Annotated in this window: 8 protein-coding genes; 5 read left to right on the top strand and 3 right to left on the bottom strand. The window is 66.7% G+C overall.

From position 1 onward, the window contains the following. Positions 1-334: 334 nt before the first annotated feature. From MC375_RS06880 to MC375_RS06860, 5 genes are all read left to right on the top strand, one after another. Positions 335-3,520, top strand: a complete 3,186-nt coding sequence (locus MC375_RS06880; protein WP_242102552.1) for a TonB-dependent receptor — start codon at positions 335-337, stop codon at positions 3,518-3,520. A gap of 112 nt (positions 3,521-3,632) precedes the next feature. Then, complete coding sequence (locus MC375_RS06875; RefSeq protein ID WP_242102551.1) at positions 3,633-4,379, top strand: SapC family protein; 747 nt, start codon at positions 3,633-3,635, stop codon at positions 4,377-4,379. A 5-nt stretch (positions 4,380-4,384) separates the two neighbouring features. Continuing rightward, a complete protein-coding gene (locus MC375_RS06870) occupies positions 4,385-5,407 on the top strand; it encodes a cupin-like domain-containing protein (protein WP_242102550.1) in 1,023 nt (340 codons plus the stop codon). Between the two features lie 34 nt (positions 5,408-5,441). Further along, the gene (locus MC375_RS06865) at positions 5,442-6,956 is read left to right on the top strand and encodes a tryptophan halogenase family protein (RefSeq protein WP_242102549.1); all 1,515 of its coding nucleotides are present in this window, start codon (positions 5,442-5,444) and stop codon (positions 6,954-6,956) included. 115 nt (positions 6,957-7,071) lie between these two features. After that, entirely contained in the window at positions 7,072-8,109 is a 1,038-nt protein-coding gene (locus MC375_RS06860; RefSeq protein WP_242102548.1) for an SMP-30/gluconolactonase/LRE family protein, read from the top strand. A gap of 105 nt (positions 8,110-8,214) precedes the next feature. Here the strand turns inward: MC375_RS06860 and MC375_RS06855 are convergent, their stop codons facing one another. The 3 genes from MC375_RS06855 to MC375_RS06845 all read right to left on the bottom strand — a co-directional run bounded on the left by MC375_RS06855 (position 8,215) and on the right by MC375_RS06845 (position 14,665). Beyond that, positions 8,215-10,902: a beta-glucosidase gene (locus MC375_RS06855; protein ID WP_242102547.1), complete on the bottom strand. Its 2,688-nt coding sequence runs from the start codon at positions 10,900-10,902 to the stop codon at positions 8,215-8,217. A gap of 15 nt (positions 10,903-10,917) precedes the next feature. Beyond that, positions 10,918-12,588 (bottom strand): glycoside hydrolase family 43 protein, encoded by a 1,671-nt coding sequence (locus MC375_RS06850; RefSeq protein WP_242102546.1) that lies wholly within the window; start codon positions 12,586-12,588, stop codon positions 10,918-10,920. A 106-nt stretch (positions 12,589-12,694) separates the two neighbouring features. Then, positions 12,695-14,665, bottom strand: coding sequence for a sialate O-acetylesterase (locus tag MC375_RS06845; RefSeq protein WP_242102968.1), 1,971 nt, complete (start codon positions 14,663-14,665; stop codon positions 12,695-12,697). Positions 14,666-14,688: the final 23 nt, after the last annotated feature.

Raw genomic sequence — 14,688 nt, 5'->3', positions numbered from 1 at the left:
GGGCTTGGCGCCATCGGTAAGGGGCCAAGGGGCGGTGGCGCTGTCGCACAGATTTTTGTTTCTGAGGCGGGTTCGAAGCCGGCATGGCCGAACCGGGCGCTTTGCGTGTCCGGTTCGTGAAGGGCGAGCCTGTGGATGCCTTGGGAGGGGCGATCACATTCATCGAACGCAAGAGGGGAGGTATCCAGATGAGAGGTTGCAGGTGCCGATGCTTCGCACCAATGACGAAGGGTGCGACGCAGGTTTGTGACAGCCCAATGGCTGCTCAAGCCGCGTCGCACACCGGAGATCACATCACTGTTGGCCGCACAACTCCAGGGTTGAGGACACGCTCATGAATCAGAAGCTGAAGCGATTCAAATCGAAGGCCATGTTCACCATCATCGGTGGTGTGATCGTCATCAATCCTGCGTTCGCCCAGGACACGCAGGCGCAGCAGGCACCGCCGCCGGCATTGCAGACGGAGCAGGCCGAGCAGACCGAGCAGGCGCAGCCGTCGCCGACGCCGGCCGACGCGACCACGCTCGATACGGTCGTGGTCACCGGCATGCGCAACGCGCTCGCGCACTCGATGAACACCAAGCGCAACGCTGCCGGCGTGGTCGACGCGATCAGCGCCGAGGATATCGGCAAGTTCCCCGACACCAACCTGGCCGAGTCGCTGCAGCGCATCACCGGCATCTCGATCGAGCGCCGCGATGGCGAAGGCGCGCAGGTCACCGCGCGCGGCTTCGGCCCGCAGTTCAACATGGTCACCCTCAACGGCCGCCAGATCCCCGGCGCCGATGCCTTCGGCGCAGCCGGCCAGGTGCCGGTTGGCGGCGTGGACGGCGGCACCCGCGCGTTCAACTTCGCCCAGCTGGCCTCCGAGGCGATCAACGGCATCGAGGTCTACAAGACCGGCCAGGCGCACGTGCCCAGCGGCGGCATCGGCGCCACCATCAACATCCTCACCGACAAGCCGCTCAACCACTCCGGCGTGGTCGCCAGCGCCGGCGCCAAGCTGGGCTACGACAAGTCACAGCCGTTCGAAGGCGACGACGCGACCCCGGAACTGTCCGGCATCTTCAGCTGGACCAATCCCGACAAGACCTTCGGCATCGGCTTGAACGCCAGCTATCAGAAGCGCAAGGGCGGTTCGGTGCAGGCAACCGAGAACAACTGGAACATCCAGCCGTGGACCGGCTCGATGCCGGGCGGCCCCGACGTGGTCAACGCGCCGGGGCTCGGCGAGCTATACGGTCGGCCTAACGACCTGCGCTATGCCTTCGCCGATTTCGAGCGCGAGCGTATCAACGGCCAGGCCGTGATCCAGTTCGCACCGGTCGACAGCGTCACCCTGACCCTGGACTACACCTACTCGACCAATGAGATCGCCGAGGACCGCGGCGAGCAGGGCATGTGGCTGCAGAACAGCCAATACACCGACGTCGAGTTCGACACCAGCGGGGCCGTGGCCACGCCGGTGTACATCCGCGAGATCGTCCAGACCAAGGACTTCGGCCTCGAGCAGCAGAGCAACCGGCAGAAGTACAAGCTCGGTTCGCTCGGCTTCAACGCCGCATGGGACGTCAACGACCGTCTCCGTCTCAGCCTCGACATGCACGACTCCAAGAACGAGAGCCGGCCCAACGACCCGCTGACCGGCGGTGGCGCCACCTACTTCAGCCTGGCCGGCACCAACAACTGCAGCGCCAGCGCGCACTGCGGCGGCTACTACGCCCAGGAGTACTGGTTCAACAACGGCCTACCCATCTCCGCGCGCACCTGGTATCCGACCCAGGCCGATGCCCTCGCCGGGACCAACGGCGTGATCAATGCCGACTTCGCCCCGGGCGAGCTCGGCTCGCAGGTGCTGCGGATCGAGTCGCAGACCCAGATCAGCGAGATCAAGCAGGCCCGCGTCGACGGCGAATGGAACTTCGACAATGGCCGCTTCCAGTTCGGTGTCGACAACACGAAGTCATCGACCCATCGCCTGCAGGCCAACCAGATGTATGCCGCCCTCGGCGACTGGGGCGTGGCCAACGTGGAAGAGGACGGCGCCAACGGCCTGATCGGACTGCTGCACCCGATCAGCATCGTCGGCCTGTTCGACGACTACGACGGTTCCGGCGCGGCGCAGGGCGCCTGGGCCGGCGACGCCAACGACCTGGCACGATGGGCCGCCGAGCACTATGGTGTCAGCAACAGCGTCAGCGACGTGCTCGCCGCCGACAACCGGGTCGAGGAAAAGACGAACTCTGCCTATGTGCAGGTCGACTTCGAGGGCGAACTGGGCGGCATGCCGACGGCCACCCGGATCGGCGTGCGCTACGAGAAGACCGATGTGGTCTCGACCTCGGCGGTGGCAATTCCCAGCGCGATCGAATGGCAGGCCAACAATGATTTCCGCATCGTCCGTTCCGCCGAGACGCAGCCGTTCAGCGAGAAGGCCAGCTACAGCTACGTGTTGCCGAATCTGGACTTCAGCATCGACTTCACCGACGAGCTGAAGGGCCGCGCCTCGTTCGGCAAGACCATCGCACGCGCGCCCTACGGCAACCTCTATGCGGGCCCGGGCCCGAACGCCCCGAGCGGCTCGATCCTCACCGACCCGTCCACCCGCGCCACCGGCAGCGCGCAGGACCCGGGGCTGCTGCCGCTGGAATCGGAAAACCTGGATCTGGCGCTGGAGTGGTACTTCGACGACGCAAGCTTCATCGCGGCGACCTACTGGCGCAAGACGGTCGACAACTTCGTCGGCAACTCCGTCGTCCGCGAGAACCTGTACGGATTGACCGACCCGACGTCCGGTCCCGACGCGCAGGCGGCGCTGGCCTTCCTGACTAGCCAGGCCTGCGTGGACCAGGTCGGCGCGGCCAATGCCGCGGCCTGTTCGGCCAACGACACTTCGCTGTTCACCGCGACGGCATTGCTGCGCAACGATCCGGCCGGGCTGGCAGCCTTCGACGGCACCGACGCGCAGGCGCTGGCGACGGAGAATGCCTACAACCTGGTCGGCGAAGCCGACGACCCGCTGTACATGTTCGACGTCAACAAGCCGGTCAACCAGCACAAGGCCGGACTGCATGGCTGGGAACTGGCCGGCCAGCACTTCTTCGGCGATAGCGGGTTCGGCATCTTCGCCAACTACACCATCGTCAAGGGCGACGTGGGCTTCGACGACGGCGGCGACCCGGGCATCGACCAATTCTCGCTGACCGGCCTGAGCGACAGCGCCAACGCCGCCTTCATGTTCGAGAAGTACGGCTGGTCCGCACGCCTGGCCTGGAACTGGCGCGACGAGTACCTGATCATGGCCAACCAGGGCGGCAGCCGCAATCCGTTCTACGTCGAGGCCTATCAGCAGTGGGACCTGAACGTGAACTACGCGTTCAATGACCACTGGTCTGCCGGCTTCGAGGTAATCAACCTGACCGGCGAGGACGTGCGCTGGCACGGCCGCACCGACGAGCAGGTCATCAAGCTGCTGGACCAGAACCCGCGTTACATGATCGGGGTCCGCTACAAGTTCTGAGTCTTGGCATGTCGTGACGGAACGGGACCGCTGCGCAGGCAGTGGTCCCCTTTCTTTTTCCGCTGGCGCGGGGCATAACGGTGTCCCGCGCCGGCTCCGCAGTCGAACCCGCATGGCCAGATACGAACTGCTCAACAATGTGACGCACAAGGACTTGCGTATCGTCACCGGCTTCGGTCGCGCGTTTGGCGACGAGGTCGGCATGGTGCCGGCGTTCCCCACCGAGTTCGCAGAGCTGCAGCGCGAATACCCGATCTTCCTGCGCCGCGAGCGCGATGGCGGGCAATGGCAGGCGGTCGCGCTGCTCGGCTTCGAGGCGAACGAAAACCTGTTCCTGCGCGAGGACCGCTGGAACGCCGGCTACCTGCCCGGTTACGTCGCGCGCGGGCCGTTCCTGATCGGTTTCCAGGAACAGACCGTCGACGGCGAACTGCGCAAGGAGCCGGTGATACACGTCGACATGGAACACCCGCGCATCGGCGCGGGCGAAGGCGAGGCGGTGTTCCTGCCGCACGGTGGCCACAGTCCTTACCTGGAACACGTCATCACCGTGCTGCGCGGCATCCGTGACGGCGCCGAGGCCGGCACGGCGATGTTCGCCGCATTCGATGAGCTGGGCCTGATCCAGCCGATGAACGTCGAACTGAAGTTCGACGGGCAGCACGGCGCGAGCCTGACCGGACTGCACGGCATCGACCGCGAACGCCTGGCCGCACTCGACGCCGACGCACTGCACCGGCTGCACCGCAGCGGCTATCTCGAAGGCGCGTACCTGATGCTGGGCTCGATGCACAACCTGCGCAGGCTGATGGCGGAAAAGCAGCGCCGTCTGCGCCAGCAGGACGCCGCGGCGGCCTGAGCGCGATGGCCGCGGCCGCCGCCAGCGTGCGCGAGGTGCCGGACTGCCGGCCCGGCACGTTGCCGCTGGCCGAACTGCTCGCCGCTGGCCAGCCCGCGGTGCTGCGCGGCGTGGCGCGCGACTGGGGCCTGGTCCGCGCCGGCCAGCGCGGCATGGATGCGGCGATGGACGTGTTGCGCGGCGCCTGGAACGGCCAGCCGGTGACCTACTCCTACGGCGGCCCGGAGATCGCCGGGCGGCCTTTCTACAACGACGACTTCACCGCCTTGAACATCGAAGTACGGCGCGGCGCGCTGGACGAGGTGCTCGATGCGATCGCCGCGCACGCCGACGACCCACGGCCGCCGACCTGGTACCTCGCCTCGCTGCTGGTCGATACGCGCCTACCGGGCTTGCGCGCGGAGAACGACCTCGACCTCGCCGCGCACGGCATCCACGCGCCGCCGAGCATCTGGATCGGCAACCGCGTGACCGCGTCCTGCCATTACGACGCGCAGAACAACATCGCCTGCTGTGCGGTCGGGCGTCGCCGCTTCACCTTGTTTCCGCCGGACCAGATCGGCAACCTGTATCCAGGTCCGCTGGAGCCCACGCCCGGCGGCCAGGCGGTCAGCGTGGTCGATTTTGACGCGCCCGACTTCGAGCGCTATCCGCGCTTTCGCGAAGCGCTCGCGGCGGGACAAAGCGCGGTGTTGGAACCGGGCGATGCGATCTTCATTCCCAGCCTGTGGTGGCACCATGTGCAGGGGCTGGAGCCATTCAACGTGCTGGTGAACTACTGGTGGAGCAGCGTGCCGGCACACATTCCGGCGCCGGTGCTCGCGCTGCAACACGCGTTGTGGACGATCCGCGACCGCCCGGAGCGCGAAAAGCAGGCCTGGCGTCAGGTCTTCGACTACTACGTCTTCGGGCCCGGCGAACGCGCCGGCGAGCACCTGCCTACAGCGGCGCGCAAGGTGCTGGGACCCGTGGACGATGCGCTGGCACGCCAGATCCGCGCGATGCTGATCGGCAAACTCAACCGTTGAGCCGGCTGCGCCGGCACGCATCAAGGGGACCGCATTGGAGACCGGGCAGATACGCAAGGTAGTGATCGCGGGCGGCGGCACCGCTGGTTGGCTTGCCGCCTGTGCGCTGTCGCATCAGTTTCGCGACCGGCTGGACATCACCCTGGTCGAGTCGGAGCAGATCGGCACCGTCGGCGTCGGCGAATCCACGGTACCGCCGATCCGCACGTTCCACCGCTTCCTGCAGATCGACGAGCAGGAGTTCCTTCGCGCGGTCGCCGGCACCTTCAAGCTCTCCATTTCCTTCGAGAACTGGCGCCGGCCAGGCGAGCGCTATATCCATCCATTCGGCATCACCGGGCAGGGCACCCTGGTCTGTCCTTTCCATCATTTCTGGCTGGACAGTCTGCGTCGCGGCATGCAATCTGAACTGGGCGACTTCTGCCTGGAAACCGTTGCTTCGCGCGGCGATCAGTTCGCGCTTCAAACACAGCCCCAGGTCAACTACGCCTACCATTTCGACGCCGGCCTTTACGCGCGCTTCCTGCGCCGTATCTCCGAGGGCTACGGACTGAAACGCGTCGAAGGCAAGATTCGTGAGGTCAGGCAGCACTCGCAAAGCGGGTCCATCGAAGCGCTGGTGCTGGAGGATGGACAGATCGTGGAGGGCGACCTGTTCATCGACTGCACCGGCTTCCGCGGCCTGCTGATCGAACAGGCCCTGCACACCGGCTACGAAGACTGGAACCACTGGCTGCCCAGCGATCGTGCTGTGGCGGTGCAGACCGAATCGATCGGCCCGCCGGTGCCGTACACGCGCGCGATCGCGCACGAGGCCGGCTGGCGCTGGCATATCCCGCTGCAGCACCGTGTCGGCTGCGGACTCGTCTTCTCCAGCCGTCACATGTCCGACGACGAAGCTCGGGCCAAGCTATTACGCGACGTCGGTGCGCGGCCGATCAAGGATCCCTGGCTGGTGCCGTTCCGCACTGGCCGCAGGCTGAAGGCCTGGAACAAGAACGTGGTTTCGCTTGGCCTGGCCAGCGGCTTCATCGAACCCCTGGAGTCGACCAGCATCCACCTCGCCATCAGCGCCGTAGTGCGCCTGATCCAGCTGTTTCCCTTCGACGGCATCGCACCGTCGCTGGTCGACCTCTACAACGACGTCAGCCGCGCCGAGATGGAACACGTGCGCGACTTCATCATCCTGCACTACCACGCCAACCAGCGCGACGAACCGATGTGGAAGCAGTGCCGCGAAATGGACCTGCCCGAGTCGTTGTCGATCCGCTTGCGCGCGTGGCGCGAGCGCGCCCACGCGTGGCAGGGCGCGGACGAGCTGTTCCGGCTGGATTCGTGGACCCACGTCCTGCTTGGCCAGGGTATCGTGCCGGAGCAGCACCATCCCCTGGCGCGGGCGCTGTCGGATGCGGACCTGCGAAACCTGCTGGACTCGATCCGGCAGCCGATCTCGCGCGTGGTGACGCAGATGCCGCCGCAGCAGGAATTCATCGAACGCTACTGCAAGGCGCCTCCCGAAGTATGGGAAGGCAGGGGGAAGCGGGTTTGAATACACAAGAGGCTTCGATGATCTGGCCAAGACTCTCGTATCGCGGCTGCCATTGCCAACGACACCGACCTGTCCGGCGCCGGAAGCCGTGTGGGCGATCCGCAGGAGAATCCCGATGAGCCACCTGCCCCGCTCTGCTTTTGCGATCCCGCTGCTGGCGATGCTGGCCGCCTGCGCGACGGCCGAAGCGCCACCGCAGCACTCTCCCGCGATCGGGCGCCTGACGACATTCGACGCGTCCTTCCAGGATGTCGTGGCGGCGGACGCGCGCATCGAGAAGATCGCCGAAGGCTTCACCTGGTCCGAAGGCCCGGCCTGGATCCGGGCCGGGGGCTATCTGCTGTTCACGGACGTGCCCGAGAACACGCTGTATCGCTGGTCGGAACGCGATGGGCTATCGGTGTTCCTCAAGCCCTCGGGCTACGACGGTCCCGACCTGGGCGCCTTGCGCGAACCGGGCGCCAACGGCTTGTTTGCCGAACCCTCGGGAACGGTGCTGATGGCGGACTCCGGAACGCGCATCGTGGCCAGACTCGATCCGGCGACGAAGCGCAAGACCGCGCTCGCCTCCAGCTACGACGGGCACCGATTCAACAGCCCGAACGATGTCGTGCGGCGCAGCGACGGGGCGGTGTTCTTCACCGATCCGCCCTACGGCCTGAAGGACCTCGACGAATCACCGGTCAAGGAACTGAAGTTCAATGGCGTTTATCGGGTCGACCCGGATGGCACGGTCCACTTGCTGGACGACGGGCTCAGCTTTCCGAATGGAATCGCATTGTCGCCGGACGAGCGCACCCTGTACGTATCCAACTCGGACCCGGCCAGACCGGTGTGGATGGCGTACGCGCTCGATGCCCGCGGCGCCGTGCTCGACAAACGCGTGTTCGCCGATGCATCCGACCTTGTCGGCGAAGCCAGCCCGGGGCTGCCCGACGGCATGGCCGTCTCCGGCGACGGCCGCATCTTTGCGACGGGGCCCGGCGGCGTGCTCGTGTTCGACGCCGACGGCAAGCGCCTGGGGCGCATCGAGACCGGCACCGCGGTTTCGAACTGCGCCTTCGGCGATGACGGCCGAACGCTCTACATGAGCTCGCATACCTTCCTAGCGCGCGTCCGGGTGAACGCGACCGGCCTCGGGTTTCCCCGCTAGGCGCGGGCCCGCGTCGCTAGCGCACGCGATAACGCAGCGGGGTCGCGTCACCGCACACGTCCAGGCGTTGCCTGGCGCGGCGACGCGACCTGTTCCCAGGCATCGCTAGTCTCCCGTGACCCTGAAACCCTGGCTCAGTCGGATGTCCGCGCTGGAAGCGCCGACCTGCACTTCGTAGTCGCCCGGATCGACCGCGTACGTATCGCGTTGATCGTCGTAGTGCCTGAGATCGGCTGCGGGCGAGATGACGAAGGACAGCGTGCGCTCCTCGCCAGGTTGCAGGCTCACGCGCTGAAAGCCGCGCAGCTCCCGGATCGCGCGCTCGCGCCGCGGTTCGTTCGGGCGCAGGTACAGCTGCACGACTTCCTCGCCGGCACGGGCGCCGCTGTTCTTCACCTTCAGCGAGACGCGCACCTGGTCGCTGCTGCCGGCATTGCTGCGATCCAGCTTCAACCCCGAGTACGCGAAGTTCGTATAGGACAGTCCATGGCCGAACGGATACAGCGGTTCGCCCCCGAAATAGCGGTACGTGCGGCCGCGCATGGCGTAGTCGTCGAACGCGGGCAGCTTCTCGTCGGCCTTGTAGAACGTCACCGGCAGGCGACCGGCGGGATTCGCATCGCCGAACAGCACGTCGGCGACGGCGCTGCCGCCGCGCTGGCCCGGATACCAGGCGACCAGGATCGCCGGCAGGTTCTGCTTGGCCCAGTCCACGGCAATGGCCGAACCAGTGGTCAGTACCAGCACCACGGGCTTGCCGGTCGCATGCAGGGCTTCGAGCAGTCGTTGCTGCGGCTTGGGCAACCGCATGTCGGTGCGGTCGCCGCCGGCGAAGCCGGGATAGCTGACTTCCATCTCCTCGCCTTCCACGTCGCCGGTCAGGCCGCCGACGAAGATGACCGCCTCGGCATCGCGCGCGGCGTCCAGCGCTTCGTCGAAGGCGGATTTCGCTCCCGGTAGCCGCCATGCCAGGCGTACTGCGGCGTCGTGTTCGTGTTCGTAGTACTCGAGCCGGATGTCGTAGGCCTTGCCTGCCTGCAGCTCGACTGGGGCGCTTTTGCCACGCAGGCGTGGTGCGTCGCTCCAGGCATCGATCAGCAGTTTCCCGTCGAGCCAGAAGCGATAGCCATCGTTGGCGGCGACTTCCAGTTCGTATCTGCCGCTCACCGGCGGCAGCAACTGCCCGCTCCAGCGCACTGCGAAATCGTCGTCGTTCAGCGCCGTATCCGGCGCGAGCTCACCACGCGCGACCAGGTCGCTGGTCGGCGCCTCCCGGTCCCAGCGGAAGCCGACCTGCGGATCGATCCTGGTCAGCACCGGCTTGCCATCGAACTGGCGGCCGCGAAAATATTCGCCGAGCAGACCGCGTTCGCTTGCATCCGCCGATGGCCGCAGGAAGCGCGCTTCGATCAGCGGTGCGGCTGCGGGATCGTCGCGGCCCTCGACCAGGTCGGCGCCCGGCGCGTACACGACTTCCGCGTCCGGTAGCGCCTGGCGAATGCCGTTGAGCACGGTCACCGGCGCAGCCGGCGTGCCGTAGTAGTTGCCCAGCAACGACATCGTGTCGTCCGCAGTCGGCCCGACCACTGCAATGCGCTTGAGATCCTTCGACAGCGGCAGCACACCATCATTCTTCAGCAGCACGAGGGATTCCCGTGCCGCGCGGCGCGCCAGCGCATCGTGCTGCGGAGACTGGTTCACCGAATACGGGATCTGCGCCCATGGAACCTGTCCCGGCGGATCGAACATGCCCAGGCGCATGCGGGTGGCGAACAGACGGGTCAGCGCATCGTCGATGTCGGCCTGCCCGATCAACCCCTTGCGCACTGCCGCCGGCAGCGTCGAATACTCCTCGCCGCATTCCAGCTCCGTGCCGTTCTTCACCGCGAGCGCTGCGGCTTCCTCGCGCGTGGCGACGATCTTGTGGTTCTTCCAGATGTCCACGATCGCCCAGCAGTCGGACACCACATAGCCCTTGAACCCCCAGTCGCGACGCAGGACATCGCGCAGCAGGAACTGGCTGGCACTGGCCGACTCGCCGTACACCCGGTTGTAAGCGCCCATCACAGCGGCGACCTGGCCTTCCTTCACCAGCGCCTCGAACGCCGGCAGGTAGGTCTCGTACAGGTCGCGCTCGCTCGGCTTCGCATCGAAATGATGACGATCGGCTTCCGGGCCGCTGTGCACGGCGAAGTGCTTGGCGGTCGCGTCGAGCTTCCTGTACCTGGGATCGTCGCCCTGCAGGCCCTGCACGAAGGTCACGCCCATGCGCGCGGTCAGGTACGGATCCTCGCCGTAGGTCTCCTGGCCCCTGCCCCAGCGCGGGTCGCGGAAGATGTTGATGTTCGGCGACCAGAAGGTGAGGCCCTGATAGCGGTTACGCTGGCCGCGCGCCGCGAACTCGTGGTGCTTGGCGCGGGCCTCATCGCTGATCGTGGTCGAGACTTCCTGCATCAATGGAATGTCGAACGTCGCCGCCATGCCGATCGCCTGCGGGAATACCGTCGCCGCGCCCGCGCGGGCGACGCCGTGCAGGGCCTCGTTCCACCAGTCGTAGGCCGGAACGTCCAGGCGCGGGATCGCCGGCGCGTTGTTCTGCATCTGCGCGGCCTTCTCTTCCAGGGTCATGCGGGAAACGAGGTCGGCCGCGCGTTGCTCGAAACTGCGGCTGGTATCGAGCCAGGGCCGCGCTGCATCGGCGGTCTGCGCGATGGCACCTTGCGCGGAGGCGAGCAACAGCACCGCCGCGACATTCAGGGCTACGGTCTTCATCGAAACGCTACGCGAATGCATCTGCTTCTCCCATGTCTATTGTTTTGGCTCGACGCGCGCATACGGCCCGACCGTCGCACCGACGAAACCACCGGCGACTTCGGTGCTGAGAATCGTGCCGTCGTCGCCCCGTACCAGCCACTTCCATCCCTTGCCGTCGGCATCGTGCGCGAACGAATAGGCGCCGCCGTTGCCAGCGATCTTCAGCTTGAGCGCTTCGCCGGGCGCGATCTTCGCCGTGGCGAGGGTTTCTACGGCCTTTCCCGCACGCTTTTCGAGGAACACCGTTGCACCCCTGCCCGCGCGGCGCACGCCCAGGAAATACCAGTGCATCTCACTCTGGAACGCGGCGATGCCGGCCACGGTACCGGGATCGTCCGGTATCGCCAGCGCCGTGCTGGCCTCGAAGGCGATGTGCTGCTGTCGGCGCGCGAGGAAGGAAGGATTGCGCAGCGTGTCCAGGCCTTCCGCAAGCGGGTGGATCGCCAGGCGTCCCGGGTGCGCGCGCAGGTCGGCCCACGGCTGCTTCGGTACCCGCACGTGCATCCATGCGCGATCGAGCTGCGGTGTGTCGAATTCGTCGCGCCAGACGAAGTTGCCGCTCATCGGTGCTTGCTTCGCTTCTCCGCGCATGAACGAGGGCGCTTTCGCGACCTGGGGAATCGCCAGGCCGTTTTCGAGGATCACCGGCCATCCGTCCTTCCATTCGACCGGCAACAGGAAGGTCTCGCGCCCGGTGTTGTAGTGCCCCTGGTCGTAGGCGCGACTGGCGAGGAAAATCGCCCACCAGCGGCCGTCCAGTCCCTCGACCAGGTCGGCATGGCCGGCATTGATCACCGGGCCCTCGCGATCGGCGGCCAGGTCGCGCTGGGTCAGGATCGGGTTGTGCTCGTAGGGTACGTACGGTCCCCACACCTTGCGGCTGCGCAGCACCACCTGCGAATGGTTGACCGAAGTGCCGCCCTCGGCGCAGACCAGGTAGTACCAGCCTTCGCGCTTGTAGATGTGCGGGCCTTCGATCCAGATCGGATTGGTCGAAGGATCGACGCCGCCATCGATCATCACCTTGCGCGGGCCGATGGGCTTGCGCGCGGCGAGATCGAATTCCTGCATCCAGATCGCGCGATGGCCGTCGTAGCGCGGCGTGCCCTCCGGCGCATCGTTGTTGAGGATGTAGACCTTGCCGTCGTCGTCAAAGAACAGCGAGGGGTCGATGCCGCCGATGGTCGGCAGCCAGATCGGATCGGACCAGGGGCCTGCGGGATCGGTCGCGGTGGCGATGTAGTTGCCGCCGCTGTCCACCGCGGTATTGGCGACGTAGAAGATGCCGTCATGGAAGGCGATCGTGGGTGCGAACACGCCACGCGATACGTCCAGACCATCGAAGTCGAGCTGCGATGGCCGTTCGATCACGTTGCCGATCTGCTTCCAGTGCACGAGATCCTCGCTCTCGAACACCGGGATGCCGGGGTAGTAGGTGAATGTCGAGTTGACGAGGTAGAACTTGTCGCCGGCACGGGTCACGGCCGGGTCGGGATGGAACCCGGCCAGCACCGGGTTGCGGTAATGACCCGGCGGGAGCGGCTGCTCGAACGCCTTGTCGTTGCCGCGGTACTCGAACCAGTCGAACAGTACCGGTTCGCGTGCCTGAGCCGTGCCAGCCAGCGCGAAGAGCAGGAGGGATATCGCCTTCAGGCGTTGCTTCATTGCCTCGCCCGTCCCGCATCGGTTCGACGAGCGATGGAAGGTGGATTCGGTGCGGGATGCTGCGCTCATCGTGGAAGGACTCGCCTGGATGGGTTGCTTGAGCTGATCACTGGATATGGATCTCGAAGGGGCCGGCCGGCATCCTGCTGCCGTCGAACAACGTAACGACCGGGCTGTCGGCCCAGCCGTAGCGCACGCGCGTGGGCTGCGCGACCGGCGCGCGCAGGAGCACCTCGTTGCCGCGGATTTCGGCATCGGCGTAGCGGCAGGAGCCGGCGTCCGAGCCGCAAAGCTCGAAGCCGATCGGAGCGTCGGCGCCGTAGGCGACCAGGCCGTTGGTGACATCACCAAACGCGACCACGACCGCGTCGCCCTTGCCCGCTTCGGCCAAGCGTCGCGCCGACAGGGGCACAGGCCCGGACGGCGGCAGCTTTTCGCCATAAACGACGTGTCGCGCCGCGCGCGCGAGCCTGCGCCCGAGTTCCTGCTTGTTCGGCGGATGCAGGTCGTAGCGGTCGCCGATGTCGATGGTGACTGCCAGCGCACTGCGCGCTTCCTCGGTGGCGACGTCGCGCTGCGCTGCGCGCAGTTCCGCCCATCCGCTCTCCACCGGCTTGGTCGGCGCATCGCCGTAGGCGGCCAGCTGCACGACCAGCAATGGCAGCCCGGCGCCGAAACGCGCGCGCCAGTCGCTGCGCAGGATGCGCAGCAGGTCGCGGTAGGCATCGGCCTCGAAGGTATTGGATTCGCCCTGGTACCAGAGCGCGCCGCGCAGGCCGTAGCGGCCGAGCGGCGCGATCATGCCGTTATGCAGCGTGGTCAGGCCCGCCACGGTCTGCCAGGGTGCGCGCGGCGCCTGGCTCGCGTCTTCCCGCACGATGCGGTATCTCCACGCGCCATCGAGCGGCACGCTCGACCCATCGCCGAACCGCAGCGCGCGTACCGAATGCGGACCGGTGAGGCCTCCCTCGCGATAGGTATCGAGCACGCTGACGGCGACGATGTTCCGCCCCTCGCGCAGCAGGCCGCGCGGCAAGGCGTACTCGCGCGCATCGCCGCCATAGGCGCTACCGACAGCGCGTCCGTTGACCCATGTGACGTCGATCTCGTCGGCCGCGCCGATCGAAAGCCGTGCTTCCTGCGCCGCCTGCTGGGCGGTCAGCTCCACCGTGGTGCGGAACCAGAGCATGCCGTTGAAGTCGGCCAGCTCCGGGATGCCCCAGTGCTCCCACGCACCCAGTTCGCGCGGCGCATCGCCCCAGCCCTCATCGGCGCCGTACTCCGGATTCCACGGCTCTTCGCCGGGCGCGACCGTGGGGAGCGCCCGCCACCACCGCTGCCAGCGTTCGCCCCAGCGTCCCGCTGCGGTCGCCGGATCGGTTGCGTACTGGGCAAGTACGTCGAGTTCGGCATCGAACCCACCGGCGGCGCGCAGGGCATCCCCGCTGATCCAGGCCTGGATGCGCGAACCGCCCCAGGCCGCGTTGATGAGCCCCATCGGCACATCGACGGTCTTCTGCAGTTCGCGGGCGAAGTAGTAGCAGGTGGCTGAGAAATCGCGCACGGTCTCCTGCGTGAGCTTTATCCACTGCGTCGGCTTGGGGAAGGTTTCCTGCGGCAACGCGCTGCCGGCCTGTGGAACCGTGAGCAAGCGGATGGTTTCGCTGCCGGCACCGCTGATCTCGGAATGCGAGTCGAGCGCGCGGTGTACCTGCAGCTCCATGTTCGACTGGCCCGAGCACAGCCACACATCGCCCACGAGCACATCGTCGATACGTTGGACCTTGTCGCCTGCGGTCGCGGTCAGCGTATAGGGACCGCCGGCCTGTTGCGCAGGGATCTGCAGTTCCCAGTGCCCATCGTCGCCGGCGTGGGTACGCGCCTTGTGGCCGGCGAAGTCGACCTGTACTTCCTCCGCCGGCCTCGCACGACCCCAGATCCGGATCGGCTGGTCGCGCTGCAGCACGGCGTGGTCCTGGAACATCGCGTGCAGGAGCGCTGCGTCGCCTCCGGCTGCATGCGCGGGAAGCGCAGAGCACAGCGAAACCGCCAGCAGCGCACCCGCCGCGGAGCACATAGACAGTACCTTCGAGAGCAAGG

Origin of the sequence: Lysobacter sp. M2-1, from assembly GCF_022662495.1 — a bacterium.
GTDB lineage: Bacteria > Pseudomonadota > Gammaproteobacteria > Xanthomonadales > Xanthomonadaceae > JAKPBU01.
Note: the sequence above shows the minus strand (reverse complement) of the source record. Positions and strands in the feature narration are given on the sequence as shown.

Coding starts and splice junctions, on each gene's coding strand:
- MC375_RS06855 (WP_242102547.1), bottom strand. CDS start 10,902: ATGCATTCGCGTAGCGTTTCGATGAAGACCGTAGCCCTGAATGTCGCG.
- MC375_RS06880 (WP_242102552.1), top strand. CDS start 335: ATGAATCAGAAGCTGAAGCGATTCAAATCGAAGGCCATGTTCACCATC.
- MC375_RS06850 (WP_242102546.1), bottom strand. CDS start 12,588: ATGAAGCAACGCCTGAAGGCGATATCCCTCCTGCTCTTCGCGCTGGCT.
- MC375_RS06875 (WP_242102551.1), top strand. CDS start 3,633: ATGGCCAGATACGAACTGCTCAACAATGTGACGCACAAGGACTTGCGT.
- MC375_RS06870 (WP_242102550.1), top strand. CDS start 4,385: ATGGCCGCGGCCGCCGCCAGCGTGCGCGAGGTGCCGGACTGCCGGCCC.
- MC375_RS06845 (WP_242102968.1), bottom strand. CDS start 14,665: ATGTGCTCCGCGGCGGGTGCGCTGCTGGCGGTTTCGCTGTGCTCTGCG.
- MC375_RS06860 (WP_242102548.1), top strand. CDS start 7,072: ATGAGCCACCTGCCCCGCTCTGCTTTTGCGATCCCGCTGCTGGCGATG.